Raw genomic sequence first — 18,145 nt, 5'->3', positions numbered from 1 at the left:
ATGAGTGAAAAGAGAAAAGGCGCTCTTGGGCTTCCTGCAGATTCACCGCTTGAGAGATTTTTAAATGGTATAGTTGTAGAGAACCCGACAACAGTTCTTGTACTTGGTATGTGTCCTACACTTGCTGTTACAACTTCTGCCATTAACGGTCTTTCGATGGGACTTGCTACAACATTTGTACTGGCTCTTTCTAACCTGGTTATATCACTTCTTAGAAAAGTCATTCCGGATACAGTAAGAATTCCATCATTTATAGTAGTTATTGCTTCATTCGTTACACTGGTAGATCTTTTGATGCAGGCTTATCTTCCTGCACTTAATGAAGCACTTGGTGTTTATATTCCGCTTATCGTTGTTAACTGTATAATATTCGGACGTGCCGAGTCTTATGCAAGCAAGCACGGTGCTGTACCGGCTCTTTTTGACGGACTTGGAATGGGACTTGGTTTTACCTGTTCTATTACAATCATAGGTCTTGTACGTGAGCTTATCGGTGCAGGAACAGCTTTTGGAATTCAGCTTCTTGGAGAAGGAACTGTAATTCCCGGACCTATTGGTTCATTCTTTGGAATGTATACTCCTATTAGTATATTTGTCCTTCAGGCAGGTGCATTCTTCGTTCTTGGAGCTTTGATGGCTACAATGAACAGGATCAAGAGAAAACGTGCCGAAAAAGGCAAAGATGTTTCAAAGTTTGGAAGCGGCGGATGCTTTGATGTTGATATGGAACTTCCCAAAAAGGAAGATCTGAATAAAGATGATAAGGCAGAAGCTTCCAAGAAAGAAGATTCTAAAGAAGTGAAAAAAGATGACAAAAAGGAGGAAGATGACAAATGAATGTAGTAAGTCAGCTTATAGGCATACTGATCATGTCCTCCCTGATCAATAACGTTGTATTATCACAGTTCCTTGGACTGTGTCCCTTCCTTGGCGTATCCAAGAAAGTTTCAAGTGCAGCCGGTATGGGCGGAGCTATAATATTCGTAATAACTCTTGCATCTGCAGTGTGCGGACTTTTGTACAAGTTTATACTTGTTCCACTGGATCTTGTATATCTTAATACAATAGTATTTATCCTTATCATTGCCATGCTGGTTCAGTTTGTTGAGATGTTCCTCAAGAAATTCGTTAAGCCTTTATACGAGTCCCTTGGTGTATATCTTCCTCTTATAACAACAAACTGTGCAGTTCTTGGTGTTGCACTTCTTAATGTAACTAACGAGTACAATATTCTCGAGAGTATAGTGAATGGATTTGCAACAGCAGTCGGATTTACCATTTCCATTACGATTCTGGCAGGTCTTCGTGAGAAGATGGAATACAATGATATTCCTGAATCTTGGAAGGGCACTCCGATTGTAGTTATTACGGCAGGACTTATGGCAATTGCATTCACAGGATTCTCAGTGCTTCGCTGAGCGACTTGGAAGGAGAAACTATGTTAAATGGAATATTGATCGCGGTGGCTGTTGTTGCTGGCTGCGGAATCCTGATAGGTCTGATTCTGGGTTATGCCAACATCAAACTCCACGTAGATGTAGATGAAAAAGAGGCTGCTGTTCTGGATGTCCTCCCTGGCAATAACTGCGGTGGATGCGGATATCCCGGATGCTCAGGATGTGCAGCTGCTATCGCTAAAGGGGAAGCTCCTGTTAATCAGTGCCCAGTTGGTGGCGCACCGGTTGCAGCACTTATATCTGAGATAATGGGTGTTGAAGCAGGAGATACTGAAAAAGAAGTAGCATATGTTCACTGTAATGGTGACTGTGAACTTGCAACAAGGCAGTATGAGTATTCAGGAGCTCAGGATTGTAGAGTTATCAACCAGCTTCCTGGTAACGGACCTAAAACCTGTACATATGGATGTCTTGGGGGAGGTTCCTGCGTATCTGTATGTCAGTTCGATGCTATTCATATTGTAAATGGAGTAGCAGTTGTAGATAAGGACAAATGTAAGGCTTGTGGCAAATGTATAGATATCTGCCCACGTCACCTTATAGACCTGATTCCTTACAGCGCTACAGAAGTTGTAAGATGTAAATCACAGGATCCCGGCCAGAAAGTTAACAAGTATTGTAAGGTAGGATGTATTTCCTGTCATATTTGTGAGAAGAACTGTCCGGTAGGTGCTATTACTATCGAGAACAATGTAGCACATATAGACCAGTCTAAATGTACACATTGCGGACTTTGTGCATCAAAGTGTCCTAAGAAAGCAATTGAAAAGATCAGCTGATAAAGCATTAAATGAGCCCTTGCTTCTAAAATGGAAGCAAGGGCTTTTTGTTATCTGTAGCTGCATAGTTATGGGCTAAGTTGTAAGCGGAACTTCTACAAAGTCTGGCATCTCTGCTTCGAAGCCGCATTGAGATATAGTAGTAATATCGAATACATATCTGTTATCCATCGTCTTTTGAACATCAGTAATCTCTATATCTCTGTTGTGCCAGTCTGAAAGGTCTATTATTGAGTTATCTTTAAAAGTGAGAATAGTAGGTCTGAAAATATCATCTCTGTTTTCAGAAAGTACTAGAGCTTTCTCGTGATTATTCAGCTCAACTGTTACGCCACAGGAGAGAATATTTACGCTGTCTATAAGGGCATCTACTATCTGCTTGTCAAAAATATTTTCATGAATAAGAGTACGGACAGCCATAACTTCAGAAGCTGGTTCTCCCAAGTTATTCATGGCAGTCATTCTGTCATAAGCATTAGCTACAAGAAGTATCTTGGCGCCAAGAACTGCATTGGGATTGGGCTTTTGCTTTCCATTATGGGCCTGAAGGCATATTCGCTTGATGTCTGGATTATCAGCATATAAGCTTTCAAGCATTGTGAAGCCTTTGCCTATATAGGATTCAGGTGTATCAGAAGATTCTCCATTAGTACTTGGATTCTCTGTAATGAATATAATCTTGCCAAGTTCATGAAGGACTGCTGCTGTTACAACCTTCATCTGATCGATAGGAGATGTATGAAGTTTGTTTGATATCATAGCGCAGAGCATGGCAACACTTAGTGTATGTCTGAATATGTGATCTTCCTTGGTCCTTAAATCCTGGCTGAAATTGATCTTGTTTTTAAGATGGCCGTAGTTTTGAATTATGTCAGCAACTATGAACTGGGTTTTGGACAGGGTTTCCTTGGAAACAATTGTTTCAAGCTCCTGTTTAATGGCATAAACGTTCATAGTCTGGAATCGTTCAAAATCTATATCAGCCTGAGTCATAGGAGGTACCGGTTCAGCCGGCTCTAAAATGAACATGCCCATTAGACCGAAATTACGGATACTGGCAATTCCGGATTCATTGATCTTAGAATTACGATCGTATAGAAGAATACCATTTCTTGAATAGACGGGGCGGGCTAGACGCATTCCCGGCTTTAATTTATCGATTTGTACAAATCGCATCGTAATCCTCCGCTGGACACGTATCGCAATAACGTATATTAATACCCACAATACCATCTTATCACTATATAAGTAGCTCTGCAAATATAAAGCCTTGCAAATATACTGATACCTAAATATAAGAAGCTTTAAAAGCCCTCGCTATATTCAATGCTATAGTCGTTATAAACAAAGGCTGCTTCGATTCCATCAAGAGATTCGATAAGCTTCATTCCTTCTTCAGGACCTAAAACAAAGCATGCGGTTGAAAGAGCGTCTCCGTCAACAGAATTATCTGAAATTATAGTTACACTGTAGAGAGAATTCTGAGTAGGATAACCGGTACTTGGATCTATTAGATGGTGATAGATTGTACCATCAAGTTCAAAATATCTTTCATAGATTCCGGATGTTACAACAGATTTATCAGTTGCTGAAACAGTAGTAATATATTCTCCGGATCCTGAGAAAGGCTTTTCGATTCCTACAGTAAAGGATGAATCATCTGTTTTGGCACCAACAAGAAGCGCGTTACCTCCAAGGTTTATTATTGCGGAGTGCACGTTGTTATCAACAAGATAATCTTTTATCTTATCAGCAATAAAACCCTTTGCTATGGCGCCAAGATCTATCTTGGCATCAGGGTCTGAGAGAGTTACACTAAGGTTGTCACTATCTATAATAATAGAATTATAATCTGTATGCATAAGCGCTTCTTCAATGCTTTCACTATCAGGAACCACATGGTCTTGTTCATCTTCTGAAGTGAAGTCCCATAAAGATATTACACTTCCAAGGCAGGGATTAAAGGCTCCATCTGAAAGCTCTGCATAATATAAAGCTGTATCTAGAAGGGAAATAGTATCCGGATCTACTGTGACAGGAGAACCATCAGAATGATTGATGTTCCATATATCAGAATCTTTGGTGTTTGCAGAAAGAAGAGAATCATACTTGCTAGCTAGTTCCATACAGCCATCGAGGATGCTTTCGTCCTGGTTGTCATAGATGCGTATGTTTATAACGGTGTCAAAATAAAATGAAGTTCTGTCAATGTAGTCCGATGCGGACGCGGTCTGCAAACCGCATCCTGTCAGACCTGCAAGTAGGAGAGAAGCGATCATTGCTGCGATTATTACTACTGCGATAATTGCAAATACACGATGCTTACGGTCCTGTTTAGATTGATACTTGTTTTTTGACATTTCTTTTGATTTCCGTTTCTGAATATTTTAATATACGCTCTGATATTTTAACACGCGTATAAATATCAGCATAGTCCTTAGGACTTAAATCTTCAATATAGTTGAGTTCATATTTTTTATTAATTCCTTTTTTTGTAAGGATATCTGCAGCTTTATTGTAGGCTATGGCAGCCTCGTATTCGGTATTATAACGGCCTATAACATAAGAACTTTTTATATGGATCACAGCTTTGTAGCGCTGAAAACCTTTTTCAGTATACATGCGCACGCCGCGGTATCTGTTTATGATCTCGATGTTCTGATATCTTAGATCAGACGAATCTCCATTTATGAATCTGTAGTCGCGGCCTGCAACCCCGTATGCAGGAATATTGTATCTGCTGAGAATACTTATCTGACTTCCATAGTCTGCCACGAAAAGGTGCGTGCCCCTTCGCATTATGGAATGGGATGAATAGTAGAACAGGTCGTCTATATCAAATGTCAGGATATCATTATATGAAAGATAATATAGGAAAAAACCTTTTTTCAAAAGAATAGGAGTTCCTATATACACGCCCTGGTCTCGGTAATTTACAAGGATAACGCATTTTTGGAAAGTGAGTGCATAGTCTTTTTTCCAGTTTTTAAGCTCCCAGGCACTGTTTTCTATGATGCCTCTTGCTTCAAGATATGCAGCATGAGCTATTAAGGGATTGTCATAAGAACCAAGAGCAATATGCTTGCCCTTGTGAGTTATTGAAGCTCTGTAATAGGTGGATCCATTCTTACGAACTGCGGCATTTACACCGGCCAAAGTAGTGAGATTCTCCATAAGTAACCTCATGTCTTGTGCTAAATCCAGGGAAAAGAGTTCCGTTTATATGCAATATTAATGGCAAAATGATGCATAATTATACATTTATTGTTTGAATTGCTTGTTTCCTTAGGCAACTAATGTATGGTACAATGTGCATTAAAGTTAAATTAAGTTTATTATATCACATTTATATTTACCACTTACAGGGAGGCAATATCCATGGCAGATGTAATCTATTCAAGTACAAGAGGTGCAGATCTTAAGGTTAAGGCATCAGAAGCGGTTCTTAGAGGACTGGCTCCAGATGGAGGACTTTTTGTACCTGATCATATTCCACATCTCGATAAGACACTTAAAGAGATCTCCGAGATGAATTATCAGCAGACAGCTTATGAAGTAATGAAGCTGATGCTCACAGACTATACTAAAGAAGAGCTTATGTATTGTATTGAACATGCTTATGATTCCAAGTTCGATACTAATGAGATAGCACCACTTACAGAAGCTGGCGGTGCATATTATCTTGAGCTTTACCATGGACGTACTATTGCTTTCAAGGATATGGCTCTTTCAATTCTTCCTTACCTTATGACAACAGCTGCCAAAAAGAATAATGTCAAGAATGACATAGTAATTCTTACAGCTACAAGTGGTGATACAGGTAAAGCTGCTCTTGCAGGTTTTGCTGATGTTCCAGGAACCAAGATCATCGTATTCTATCCTAAGCATGGTGTATCTCCTATTCAGGAAAAGCAGATGGTAACACAGACAGGTGATAACACATGTGTTGTCGGTATTGAAGGTAACTTTGACGATGCTCAGACAGGAGTTAAGAAGCTCTTTACTGATAGTGTACTTGCAGGAGAAATGGATAAGGCAGGATACCAGTTCTCTTCAGCTAATTCAATCAATATAGGACGTCTTGTTCCTCAGATTGTATATTATGTTTATGCTTATACAAGACTTCTTGCAAATGGAAGGATCGCTGATGGAGATCCTATCAATGTTGTAGTTCCTACAGGTAACTTTGGTAATATTCTTGCAGCTTATTATGCCAAGAAGATGGGACTTCCTATCGCAAAGCTTGTATGCGCAAGTAACTCCAATAAAGTTTTGTATGATTTCTTCAAGACAGGAAGCTATGACAGAAACAGAGAATTTGTTCTTACAAGCTCTCCTTCAATGGACATACTTATCTCTTCCAATCTTGAAAGACTTATCTATCACATTGCAGGTGATGATGCCAAAAAAGATGCAGAATATATGAACAACCTTGCAAAGACTGGTAAGTATGATATCACAGATGATATGAAAGAAAAGCTTGCTGACTTCTATGGCGGATTTGCTACAGAAGATGAGACTAAAGAAGCAATCTCAAGCCTCTATAAATCTACAGGCTACGTAATTGATACACATACAGCTGTTGCAAGCCATGTATATGATCAGTATAAAAAAGATACAAATGATAATACAGTTACAGTTATCGCTTCTACTGCAAGTCCTTTCAAGTTCACAAGAGCGGTCCTTGGCTCAATAGACAATGCTACAGATGAAGATGATTTTAAGCTTGCAGATCAGCTTGCTGCAAAGGCAGGACTTGAGATTCCTGAAGCTGTATCTTCTATAAGAAATGCACCTATACGTCATAATACTGTAGTAGAAGTAGCTGATATGGAGAAAGCTGTAAAGAACTTTCTTAATATGTAATGTATAAAAAGATCAGGATAACCTTCCACCTTTAGGTGGTGGGGATATCTTGACAATATTATAAAAAAATATTCATTAGTTAAGTCATTTGTAAAGACAGTAACTAAGACATCAATAAACGCATTAGCAAAGACTTTATAAAGGCGCTAACTAAGACATTAATAACGATAAAAAAGACTTCCCAAAAGAAATTTGGGAAGTCTTTTTTATGTAATAAATTAAAGATCAGACTCTCTTGTTCATCGGTATATAAGGCATATCCGGACCGATAGCTTTGTAAGCAGGACGGATGATCTTACCATTATTGGCAAGTTCTTCCATACGGTGAGCACTCCAGCCTACGATACGAGCCATAGCAAAGAGCGGAGTATATAGCTCGAGCGGAAGACCCAGCATCTTATATACAAATCCTGAATAGAAATCGACGTTGACACTTACACCTTTGTACATACGTCTCTTTTCAGCAATTATCTGCGGAGCAAGGGTTGCAACCTTGTCGTAAAGGGCATATTCCTTATCGTAGCCCTTCTCGTGAGCCATCTGTTCTACAAAACCCTTGAATATCTGGGCTCTTGGATCAGATTTTGAATAGATGGCGTGGCCTACACCATATATAAGACCTGCATTATCAAATGCCTTGCCATCAAGGAGTCTTACAAGATAATCTCTTACCTGATCATCATCAGCCCAGTCACCTAGATTGTTCTCCATATCTTCAAACATTCTTACAACCTTGATATTGGCACCACCATGGCGGGGACCCTTTAAGGAACCGATAGCAGCAGCCATTACAGAATAAGTATCTGTAAGTGATGATGAGAGAAGATGAGTAGTAAAACTTGAGTTATTACCACCGCCATGTTCCATATGAAGTATAAGGCATATATCAAGAATCTTGGCTTCAAGCTCAGTATACTGACAATCCGGTCTTAACAGATACAGAATATTCTCAGCAGTTGAAAGATCAGTTCTTGGCGTATGGATAAAGAGCGAATTGCCTTCGTGATAGTGGTTGTAAGCCTGATATCCATATATTGCAAGCTCTGGAAAAAGAGCTATAAGAGACATGCACTGTCTAAGTACATTGGGAAGTGATGTGTCATCCGGATTATCATCATAGGAATAAAGAGTAAGGACTGATCTTGAAAGAGTGTTCATCATGTCTTTACTCGGCGCTTTCATTATAATATCGCGCACAAATCCAGTAGGAAGGCTTCTATAGAAAAAGAGGGCTTCCTTGAAATCATTAAGTTCTTTTTTGTTTGGAAGCTGTCCAAACAAAAGAAGATAAGCCACTTCTTCAAAGGCAAAGCGGTGCTCTGAAGTACTTCCTTTTATGAGATCTTTGACGTTGATGCCTCTATAGTAGAGTTCACCGTCTTCAGGAATTGTCTGACCGTCGACCTCTTTAGTGGCTGTGATCTTGGATACGTGCGTAAGTCCAGTGAGAACACCTTTACCATTAAGGTCACGCAGTCCTCTTTTTACATCGAATCTTGTATAAAGCTCAGAATCGATAATATCAGATTTATGGCATAGTTCTGCCAGTTGTTCGATTTGCGGGGTTACAATTGAATATACGTTCTTTTCTTCTGTCAATAGCCGTCCTCCTTACAGATAAATATTCTCACGAATATGTTGGAAAAAATGAGAAAATGGATTGTTAAAAAAACAATTCATAAATAGAAACAACTATATTTTACCACAAAAACTCGTATTTTTATGCAATTATATAAACTTTTTAGAATTATTCCCATAAAAATAATAAGTCCATTAACATTGTATTAATCTGGCATTTGTAAGCTTATGCCGTAGAAACGATATGTGGAAAAAATGATGCATAGACTTACATATATACAATTAAATAGGGTCAAAAAAGATGTGCGGATTATAACATCAAAGTGGTGTTATTATTGAGTCCATGTGTTATAATCGTATGGTTAAAAGATTTATTCATATTTTGGAGGTATTGAACATGGAAGATAAGGAGATACTTGGATATATCGATCATACACTTCTCAAGGCATTTGCAACCTGGGATGAGATCGTAGCCCTTTGCGACGATGCTGTTCGCTATGGCACAGCATCTGTATGTATCCCACAGTCATTTATAAAGAGAGTAAATGAGAAGTATGGAGATAAGCTTACTGTATGTACAGTTATCGGCTTCCCTCTTGGATACAATACAACACATTCTAAAGTTGTAGAGGCTCTTGATTCTATCGAAGCAGGTGCTAAGGAAATCGATACAGTTGTTAATATCGGTGATGTTAAGGATGGCCGTTTTGATGAAGTCAAAAAGGAACTTATGGAGATCCGTAAGGCTACAGAAGGTCACTGCCTTAAAGTTATCATTGAGACATGCTATCTCACAGATGATGAGAAAAAGCGTCTGTGCCAGATCGTAACTGAAGTTAAGGCTGATTTTATCAAGACTTCAACAGGATTTGGAACTGCTGGTGCAACAGTAGAAGACGTTAAGCTCTTTGCAGAAAATATCGGACCTGATGTTAAGATCAAGGCAGCAGGCGGAATCAGAACTATAGAAGATGCTAAGGCAATGATCGAAGCAGGTGCTTCACGTCTTGGTTCATCTGCAGTAGCTCCTCTTATTGGCGCTAAATACAATATGTAATAGCCAAAGAGTTATTGATAATCGGTGTCATGGGTGCTTATTAAGGCTTATGGCACTTGAAATTTATATAGTGAAAGAAGGACCCAAAATGGAAAATGTGGCAGTGAAGAATCGTCTGTCCCTTCTTCGTGCGAAAATGCAGGAGTATGGAATAGACTACTACATGATGCCGACTTCGGATTTTCATAATTCCGAGTATGCAGCAGACTTTTTTAAGGCAAGAGAGTATTTTACAGGCTTTACAGGCTCAAACGGAACAGTTGTTGTAAGCAAAGACTGGGCAGGTCTTTGGACTGATGGCCGTTATTTTATACAGGCAGAAAAAGAGATAGAAGGAACCGGCGTAACCCTTTATCGTATGGGCAATGAAGGAGTACCTACTCTTTCTGAATATCTTAAGGACAATATGACTAAGGGACAGGTTCTTGGCTTTGATGGACGAGTTATCGCTACAGCTATAGGTCTTGGACTTGAGAAGAGCCTTGAAGATAACGAAGTATCTTTTTTCTATGAAAGAGATCTTGCTGATGAAGTCTGGACTGATCGTCCGGCACTTCCCTGTCATGAAATATATAAGCTTAAGGAAGAGCTTTTTGGCAAGAGTTTCAAGGAAAAGCTTGCTGAAGTTCGCGCTAAGATGTCTGAGTACAAGTGTGATAGCCATCTTCTTAGTAAGCTCGATGATATCACATGGCTTACAAACCTTCGTGGTAATGATGTAGAATGCAATCCTGTAGCTTTGTCATATGCATTTATGACTATGGATGAATTCCACCTTTTCGTACAGGAAGAAGAGCTTACAGATGAAATCAGAGCTTATTGCAGCGATAACGGTATTACAATTCATGGATATCATGATGTAATGGACTTCCTTAAGAATAGAAAATATACAGGAAATATACTTGTTGATAAGAACAACATCAACTATTCAACATACAGAACACTTCTTGAAGCTGCCGGTAAGGATAAGCTCGTGTACAAGGATAACCCGACTGAGCTTATGAAGGCTATAAAGAATGAAACTGAGATCAGAAATATCCGTGAAGTATATCTTCGCGATAGTGCTAAGCTTTGCGAGTTCATGTACTGGGTTAAGACCAATGTTGGTAAGATTCCTATGACTGAGTACAGCGCAGCAATGAAGCTTGATTCTATGCGTGCTGAGCTTCCTGGATTTATTGAGCTTTCATTCCCTACAATCAGTGCTTATGGTTCTAATGCAGCAATGATGCATTATGAAGCAACTGAAACAGATTATGCTGAAGTTAAGCCTGAAGGAATGCTTCTTGTAGATTCAGGCGGAACATATGAAGGTGGAACAACTGATGTTACAAGAACAATGGTTCTTGGACCAATCTCTGATGAGGTCAAGAAGCACTATACTGGTACATGTCTTGGTATGCTTCATCTTGCAGATGCTAAGTTCCTTAAGGGATGCACAGGAAGAAACCTTGATATTCTTGCCAGAGAGCCACTTTGGTCAATGGATATAGATTACAAGTGTGGTACAGGTCACGGAATCGGATATATGCTTAACGTTCATGAAGGACCTCACAGCATTCGCTGGCAGTATCGTGAAGGTCTCAAAGAATATGAGCTTGTTCCGGGAATGATTGTTTCTGATGAGCCAGGTGTTTATAAGGAAGGAAGCCACGGAATCCGTCTTGAGAATATCATTGAAGTTGTAGAAGGCAACAAGAATGGTGACGGACAGTTCCTTGGATTTAATTTCCTTACCTATGCACCTATTGATCTTGAAGCAATTGATACTCAGTATATGCAGCAGCGTGATATAGATCTTCTTAATAATTATCACAAAGATGTATTTGAAAAGGTATCACCTCTTATTGAGGATAAGGCTATCGTAGAATGGCTTAAAGAGCAGACAAGACCTATAAGCAAGTAATCTGATCTGTATTCAATTCAAACTTCGCATATATAATATGCACTACTCCTTGCAATCTGATAACCTTTATTCTCTGTTTAGGGTATCAAAATTGCAAGGAATAAGATAGTATAAATAGTGCGAAGTTTGAATAATTAAATAAACTGTTCTAATAAATGTGGACAGCAAAAATAAATTTATATGTAGGTAAAAGTTTTATTTCTTTTCATATAAGAAAAGAGAGGGTATTGAAAAAAGCTTGGAGGGAAAGTTATATGATTTGTAATGTTTGTGGAAAAGAGTTTCAGGATGGTAACACATTCTGCCCTTACTGCGGTTCCAAGGTGAATATCACACAAAGTGGTCAGCCTCAGATGCAGTATCAGGGTGGTCAACAGTTTGGAGGGCAGCAGGGTCAGCCTGGTTATGGCAATCCTCAACAAGGATATGGAAATCCTCAGCAGGGATATGGCATGCCTCAGCAGGGTCAGCCTTCATATGGAGGACAGGGCTATGGACAGCCTCAGTTTTATAATGGGCCTATGCAGCAGGAACCTCCTAAGAAAAAGAAGAGCCATAAAGGCGCTATCATAGCCATTATTTTGGTTATAGTACTTATTGGCTGCGGTGTTGGCGGATTTTTTGGATTAAAATGGTACCGCAACAATTGTCTTGAAAATGCACTTGCCGACGGTGAAGAACAGTATACTGAAGGCAATTATGATAAAGCTATAGCTTTTTATCAGGAAGCACTTGAATATGATGAAGAGAATAAGCAGGCTCTTGATGGAATCAAAAAATCAGAGCTTGGTAATGCTCTTGCAGATGCAAAAGCGCTTACTGAAAGCGGATCATTTGATGAAGCTATAGCTGCTTATGATACAATCCTTGAAGAGTATCCTGATAATGAGGATGCAAAGACAGGAAAGTCTGATGCAAAGAAAGCAAAGCTTGAAGCTCAGATAGCAGCAGATCTTGAAACTGCAAATGGATATCTTGATTCAGGAGACTATGAAAATGCTATAACAGCATTCCAGACAGTCCTCGATGAAGACAGTGATAACGAAGAAGCTAAAAATGGTATTATTACAGCTTATAATGCTATTATTGATGCTGATATCGAAAATGAAGATTATGAAACTGCAATGGAAGATGCTCAGGCAGCACTTAAGACAACAGGGGATGACAGCTTCCAGACCAGAATGGATGATGAGATAGCTCCAAAGCTTATTCCTGATGCAGACGATGCTCTTGAGGCTGCAAATGACTACCTTATGGCAGCACCTAATGTGAGTACTACTATCAGCAATACCATGGAATTTACAATGTCTACGGAATCTCAGAATGCAAGCTATGATTTTATTGCAGAGCTTGAGGCTGAGTACAAAGGCATATATGACGATCAGGATGCTAAGCAGGCATATACAACTGTTGATTACACAATAGATGATGAATATGGCGATAGCCTTATAGGTGATCATACTTCACAGATTTACTATGAAGATAAGACATATAATTCTAAAGAAGATGATGGATCCTGGGTAGAAGATACCAGTGGTAGCAGGTTTGGTTATTACGGCCTTTCACTTTCAGCCGGTATAGTATTTGAGCTTGATACTATTTCAGATTGTGAGATAGATGATACTACTTATGAAATTGATGGGAAAACATGCTTTAAGTTAACCGGAACATATGCTGCAGGAGATGCAGAAGCCTTTGCTGAGTATGGAGAATTCTTCTATGGTACCGGTATTGGAGATGATGTAACTAAAGTTACAGCACAGGTGACATTATATATTGAAACAGAAACATTTGCTCCTGTTCGTAAAGAAGTAGAAGTTGAGGCTCTTGATATGGCAACATTTGCTGAAATGCTTAAAGAAGCATGGGAAGTCGATGATGTTGAGCTTTCAGATGCAACATGTACATATGTTATTACTTATGATTCATATGATGACCTTGGAGATTTAACACCATCTGATCTTTAAATTATCATAATATCGAATGAAAAAATAAATTTTCAGAATTTTTATGAAAATGTAGTTGCAATTTATGATAACTATTATATAATGATGGTAGAAGAACTCGAAAGAGTTCGCCTGAGATGTTCGATAATCCTGTCAGTTTTTGAACCTACAGTTACTTTAAACGGGAATCCTATATCTCCTCATCTTCAATGTCACGCCTCCGGCCCTGCGCGTGCGCAGATAAGCTAAGGGAGAGGAAGACAGCGACTGAGGCTGCGGTAACCCACCTGGCGTTCGCTAGGAGTCAAAAAGCAGGAAACGACATCACCGGGTACAACTAGAAGACATTGCCGGCGACAACATCGTTTGTCGTCGGCATCTTTTTTATTAATCATGTTTTTTATAAGTGATAGGTTGTAAAGTATATCGTAAATCCTATTGGCCTTTTTATACCTATATAAATGATAACAAGATGATTTTGTGAGTCTTCACATAAAAGCTGTTGCGTGATATAGTAAAGAGAGTGTTAAAAATACTATTTCTGGAGGAATTTGATGAATAAGAAGAGCAGGAATACAATTATTGGATCTGCTGTAGTAGTAACTTTGGCTATAATTGCAGCCATTGTTGTTTCGGGAATTTCCTTTTGGAACGGCACAATGGATGCTGAAGCTGCCGGAAGACCGGTAACAATTAATTCTGTTACGATCCAGGGAACTGATGTTGTTGCAGAGGTATCATGTAAGTCTGTTCCATCAAGTGATGATGGAGTTTTTTATCTTTATGGTGATGAAGTCTATGAAGACGGCGCTGAAGGAAAGGTAGTAGCAACTGCTGATTCTTCAAAGAGCGTAACTTTTACTTTCCCTCTTAATCTTAATACGGATGATTCAAACCTTAGCCGTAAGTTTCTTGTGGCTGTTAAGCAGGGCGGAAGTTATGTTCAGGTAAGTGATGAGCATTATATTACCAATCCTGAGGCTGTAGCCGCATATTCATCTATACGTAATGATCATGGTATAAAAGGTCTTCTTGCAGACCTTGAGATCGAAGATGCTTATGAGCTTACAGAGCTTGGTCTTCAGCAGATAATTTATAATTTTGATCTTGGAACAGTATGCGGTCTTACAGACGATCCGGCATATCCTACTATCGAATATACATATGATGGAATTACATATTATTTCAATGGTCATACTGTAGCAAGTTATGACACACTCATATCACAGTGGAATGATATGGGACTTCAGGTTACCATGGTAATCCTTAATTCTGATGATATTCAGTCTGTTTATACAGCTGATCTTCTTCATCCGGATTCAAGAGACGGACATGAGTGCCCTGGATATGCATTCAATACCGAAGAGGAAGCAGGAACTAAGCACCTTAAGGCTATTGCAGCATTCCTTGGTGAGAGATATTCCGGCATGACAGGTCATGGTCAGGTTGATAACTGGTGTATCGGTAATGAAGTTAATGCAAGAACAGAGTGGTATTATCTCCAGTCAGATGATCTTGATACTAACGTTAATGCATATGTTAAAGCATTCCGTATTTTCTACAATGGTATCAAGTCAATGAATGGTAGTGCTAATATCTACAATTCAATTGACCAGGAGTGGAACCGTAAGTCAAATCCTGGATGTTTCCTTAGTAAGGATTATCTTGATACTTTCAATTACTATATGACAAGAGAAGGTAACATTAACTGGGGCCTTTCATTCCATCCTTACAACTCACCACTTTTTGATCCATACGCATGGAAGGGTCAGTCACAGTATGTAAGCAGAAGCGTTAAGACTCCTTACATCACAATGCAGAATATTGATGTCCTTATCGACTATATGCACCAGAGCGACTTCCTTGCTCCTGATGGAACAGTTAGAAGTATTTCACTTGCAGAGCAGGGCTACACATCAAGCTTTGGTGAAGATTATCAGAGTGCTTCGCTTGTATACAGCTATCTGATGGCTGCTTCATATCCTGATATTGATGCATTCCTTCTGTTCAGACAGACAGACAATGCTCATGAGATGGAATCTAATCTTGCACTTGGTCTTAATAACCTTGATGGAACACATAAGCCTGCATATTATTACTATCAGGCACTTGGAACAGCTAACCAGCAGGAATATATAGACAAGGCATCTAATATAATTGGTATGGATATTCAGTATCTTGTAGATAACAGAATACTCCTTACAAGAAGCGGCTGGTCACTTGACAGCTAAGCTTTTGGCAGACACATACATGTAAATTTAAGCAGCTACAATATTTGTAGCTGCTTTTTTCTTTGAAAGTGCTGTAGGCTTATATTGTTGCTTGTATAGTGTTTTCCCTGCAGGAGTTTTTTATGAAATTGTTGATTCCTGATACAGGTCAATTATCTTGTATAACTCTGCATTTGGATCGTCGATCATTTTGATCTCTGTATCAAGCTGGAGTAGCTGGTCTTGACCGGCTGTTCTCATCTGCCATTTGGGAAGACCTTCTCCATTTGGATTACCGGTCTTTGCAAAGTTCACCCAGTACTGCTGCATTATCTCTGATAGTGCATAATCCTCCTCATCATAGAGGCCTGGATGTCTCCAAAGATTACCATACGCATATGGAAGCTCACCTGCATGATAGTTGGATAATATATTATTTGTTTTAGTAAAATAGTATTCGTAACATGGTATATTTTGAGCAACCAGGTAGTTATTCCATACATAATGTGAATAGGAAAACCATAAAGCAGAATAGCAGGTGTTGAGCGCTCCCTTGGCATCTCCCATAGCATCTACTATAAAGTGCTGATCCCTTTGAGGAGAGTTTGCAGGAACAAGTGCTGCCATATCAGCAGCATATGGTCCAAGAGCATCTGCAAGAAGGGATTCATAGTTTTCACTTGTTGCTTTGGTACCAAGAAGGAAAGCGTCAGCTTCTTTTGCATTAAATCCGTTTAGAAGTGCCTTTTCATGATTTTCTCCCTTTTCATAGGTGAGATAGGGCTGCTCTGTTATGGCATAGCCATCTATAGTCATCGCTGACTGCGTTGAGCTTGTGGTTACAAGCTTGTCGGCGGGAATATTTCTAAGCTCATCAGACGATTGTACATTGAATTCATCTCTTACTATATCGCCCTGTTCTATGGCTTCATCATAGCTTCTGAAGGTGTGATAAGGCTCATAAGCAACTATACCGCTGGACTCTGCAATGGCATATCTGAAAAGTCCGTCTGTAAGAGGAGATACACATATGGCATTAACGCTTGATGCACCGGCTGATTCTCCGGCTATGGTTATAGCATCTGGATCACCTCCAAAGGCTTCTATGTTGTTGTATACCCATTTAAGTGCTGCAATCTGATCTAGCAGGCCATAGTTACCCGTAGTGCCATATTGAGACTCTGTTTTTAAGTCATCTGCAGTATAATATCCAAATACTCCAAGTCTATAAGCGAAATCTACAAAGATAACGCCCCTTTTGGCAAGATCCTCACCTCTGTATTCAGAATAAGATGGCTGGCCTGTAGTAAGACTTCCACCGTGAATATAGAAGATAACAGGAAGAGGCTCATCGTCATGATTTTCAGGTGCAAAGACATTAAGATACAGACAATCTTCGCTCATTGCTTCTAAGTATTCATCGCCTATCTTGATCTGATAATCATGCCATCCAAGAATATGTGAAAGGCTGTTATAAAGAGCATTGGTCCTTGTCTGCATAGCCATTGGACCAAATTCATCACAGGCTCTTACACCTTCCCAGCTATCAGGAGCCTGAGGCTCTTTGAATCTTAATTCACCAACAGGAGCTTTGGCATAAGGGATGCCGGCATACACCTTTACAGAATGATCTTCGTTATAAACACCCGTAAGATCGCCCTGGGAGATACTTACAACATCTGTAACATCAGGATTTTTATTGTCGACTGCCGGTACATTTTTGTAAGGCGGAGCCGTCAGAATATAATTGATGCATAAAGCTATAAAAAATACGACCCATAAAATAAGACTATTTCTAATAGTAAGATTTTTCGAACTTTTTAATCTGATACGTGCAAATACCATTAAAGCAGCAATAATAATACTTATAGCAAAGCTGACAAGTATGTTCTTGGACAATTCCAAAACTGCTATATAAAGTAGCATTATAAGCACTACGCCGATATAGAATAACATATAAATACTCCTTATTAAGAATTATCGTGCATGAAAATTCACTTCAAACTAATTGCACGCAATTTAATATTCACAAACATTCTACATTAATTTCGGCTATAGTACACACTTAATATTATTATCTTTTTATAAAATTTTGATCTGGTCTAAAAGAACTATCAATTTCCCGTCCCTTGTATATCATACGAATTGTGGCGGGAGAGATATAGAGATAAGAGACAAGGTGAGCATAAAAAAGCGGAGCGAGTGTGATATGATTCCCCTAAAGTAGACAATGGAAATAACCAAAGTCTCCTTTAGGGGGATTTTTTATGGCTAAAAGGAAACATTCCGTAGAATGGATGATTGATAGAGTAAATGAGTACCTTAGCGGAATGGGCTCATATGATT

13 protein-coding genes are annotated in these 18,145 nt (G+C 39.1%); 8 read left to right on the top strand and 5 right to left on the bottom strand.

Going from position 1 to position 18,145, the window contains the following annotated elements:
- From rsxE to K6G87_RS15655, 3 genes are read left to right on the top strand one after another with little or no spacing between them, the layout of a single operon-like run.
- The gene (gene rsxE, locus K6G87_RS15665) at window positions 1-837 is read left to right on the top strand and encodes an electron transport complex subunit RsxE (protein ID WP_296839351.1); all 837 of its coding nucleotides are present in this window, start codon (window positions 1-3) and stop codon (window positions 835-837) included.
- On the top strand, window positions 834-1,418 hold the full coding sequence (locus K6G87_RS15660; RefSeq protein WP_296839350.1) for an electron transport complex protein RnfA: 585 nt from the start codon (window positions 834-836) through the stop codon (window positions 1,416-1,418). The genes rsxE and K6G87_RS15660 overlap by 4 nt, the downstream gene beginning before the upstream one ends.
- A 20-nt stretch (window positions 1,419-1,438) precedes the next feature.
- On the top strand, window positions 1,439-2,236 hold the full coding sequence (locus K6G87_RS15655) for an RnfABCDGE type electron transport complex subunit B (protein WP_296839348.1): 798 nt from the start codon (window positions 1,439-1,441) through the stop codon (window positions 2,234-2,236).
- A gap of 75 nt (window positions 2,237-2,311) precedes the next feature.
- Here the strand turns inward: K6G87_RS15655 and K6G87_RS15650 are convergent, their stop codons facing one another.
- The 3 genes from K6G87_RS15650 to K6G87_RS15640 all read right to left on the bottom strand — a co-directional run bounded on the left by K6G87_RS15650 (window position 2,312) and on the right by K6G87_RS15640 (window position 5,410).
- The gene (locus K6G87_RS15650) at window positions 2,312-3,412 is read right to left on the bottom strand and encodes an HD-GYP domain-containing protein (protein WP_296839346.1); all 1,101 of its coding nucleotides are present in this window, start codon (window positions 3,410-3,412) and stop codon (window positions 2,312-2,314) included.
- Window positions 3,413-3,540: 128 nt separating this feature from the next.
- A complete protein-coding gene (locus tag K6G87_RS15645) occupies window positions 3,541-4,596 on the bottom strand; it encodes an FAD:protein FMN transferase (RefSeq protein ID WP_296839324.1) in 1,056 nt (351 codons plus the stop codon).
- Window positions 4,571-5,410, bottom strand: a complete 840-nt coding sequence (locus tag K6G87_RS15640) for a hypothetical protein (RefSeq protein ID WP_296839321.1) — start codon at window positions 5,408-5,410, stop codon at window positions 4,571-4,573. The genes K6G87_RS15645 and K6G87_RS15640 overlap by 26 nt, the downstream gene beginning before the upstream one ends.
- A 204-nt stretch (window positions 5,411-5,614) precedes the next feature.
- Between K6G87_RS15640 and thrC the strand changes: the two genes are divergently transcribed.
- Window positions 5,615-7,102: a threonine synthase gene (gene thrC / locus K6G87_RS15635; protein WP_296839320.1), complete on the top strand. Its 1,488-nt coding sequence runs from the start codon at window positions 5,615-5,617 to the stop codon at window positions 7,100-7,102.
- A gap of 225 nt (window positions 7,103-7,327) precedes the next feature.
- Here the strand turns inward: thrC and K6G87_RS15630 are convergent, their stop codons facing one another.
- Window positions 7,328-8,701, bottom strand: coding sequence for a citrate/2-methylcitrate synthase (locus K6G87_RS15630; RefSeq protein WP_296839318.1), 1,374 nt, complete (start codon window positions 8,699-8,701; stop codon window positions 7,328-7,330).
- A 376-nt stretch (window positions 8,702-9,077) separates the two neighbouring features.
- Between K6G87_RS15630 and deoC the strand changes: the two genes are divergently transcribed.
- The 4 genes from deoC to K6G87_RS15610 all read left to right on the top strand — a co-directional run bounded on the left by deoC (window position 9,078) and on the right by K6G87_RS15610 (window position 15,820).
- A complete protein-coding gene (gene deoC / locus K6G87_RS15625) occupies window positions 9,078-9,737 on the top strand; it encodes a deoxyribose-phosphate aldolase (RefSeq protein ID WP_296839315.1) in 660 nt (219 codons plus the stop codon).
- Between the two features lie 88 nt (window positions 9,738-9,825).
- A complete protein-coding gene (locus K6G87_RS15620) occupies window positions 9,826-11,643 on the top strand; it encodes an aminopeptidase P family protein (protein WP_296839311.1) in 1,818 nt (605 codons plus the stop codon).
- Between the two features lie 254 nt (window positions 11,644-11,897).
- Window positions 11,898-13,610 carry a tetratricopeptide repeat protein gene (locus tag K6G87_RS15615; RefSeq protein ID WP_296839309.1) on the top strand — a complete coding sequence of 571 codons (1,713 nt, stop codon included), beginning with the start codon at window positions 11,898-11,900 and terminating at the stop codon, window positions 13,608-13,610.
- A gap of 533 nt (window positions 13,611-14,143) precedes the next feature.
- A complete protein-coding gene (locus K6G87_RS15610) occupies window positions 14,144-15,820 on the top strand; it encodes a DUF5722 domain-containing protein (RefSeq protein WP_296839306.1) in 1,677 nt (558 codons plus the stop codon).
- Window positions 15,821-15,940: 120 nt separating this feature from the next.
- Here the strand turns inward: K6G87_RS15610 and K6G87_RS15605 are convergent, their stop codons facing one another.
- Window positions 15,941-17,755: a carboxylesterase/lipase family protein gene (locus tag K6G87_RS15605; RefSeq protein ID WP_296839304.1), complete on the bottom strand. Its 1,815-nt coding sequence runs from the start codon at window positions 17,753-17,755 to the stop codon at window positions 15,941-15,943.
- Window positions 17,756-18,145: the final 390 nt, after the last annotated feature.

The organism is Butyrivibrio sp. (assembly GCF_024699075.1).
This window is presented reverse-complemented; position numbering and strand designations above follow the sequence as displayed.

Coding starts and splice junctions, on each gene's coding strand:
- K6G87_RS15660 (WP_296839350.1), top strand. CDS start 834: ATGAATGTAGTAAGTCAGCTTATAGGCATACTGATCATGTCCTCCCTG.
- rsxE (WP_296839351.1), top strand. CDS start 1: ATGAGTGAAAAGAGAAAAGGCGCTCTTGGGCTTCCTGCAGATTCACCG.
- K6G87_RS15620 (WP_296839311.1), top strand. CDS start 9,826: ATGGAAAATGTGGCAGTGAAGAATCGTCTGTCCCTTCTTCGTGCGAAA.
- K6G87_RS15640 (WP_296839321.1), bottom strand. CDS start 5,410: ATGGAGAATCTCACTACTTTGGCCGGTGTAAATGCCGCAGTTCGTAAG.
- K6G87_RS15610 (WP_296839306.1), top strand. CDS start 14,144: ATGAATAAGAAGAGCAGGAATACAATTATTGGATCTGCTGTAGTAGTA.
- K6G87_RS15605 (WP_296839304.1), bottom strand. CDS start 17,755: ATGTTATTCTATATCGGCGTAGTGCTTATAATGCTACTTTATATAGCA.
- K6G87_RS15650 (WP_296839346.1), bottom strand. CDS start 3,412: ATGCGATTTGTACAAATCGATAAATTAAAGCCGGGAATGCGTCTAGCC.
- thrC (WP_296839320.1), top strand. CDS start 5,615: ATGGCAGATGTAATCTATTCAAGTACAAGAGGTGCAGATCTTAAGGTT.
- K6G87_RS15655 (WP_296839348.1), top strand. CDS start 1,439: ATGTTAAATGGAATATTGATCGCGGTGGCTGTTGTTGCTGGCTGCGGA.
- deoC (WP_296839315.1), top strand. CDS start 9,078: ATGGAAGATAAGGAGATACTTGGATATATCGATCATACACTTCTCAAG.
- K6G87_RS15645 (WP_296839324.1), bottom strand. CDS start 4,596: ATGTCAAAAAACAAGTATCAATCTAAACAGGACCGTAAGCATCGTGTA.
- K6G87_RS15615 (WP_296839309.1), top strand. CDS start 11,898: ATGATTTGTAATGTTTGTGGAAAAGAGTTTCAGGATGGTAACACATTC.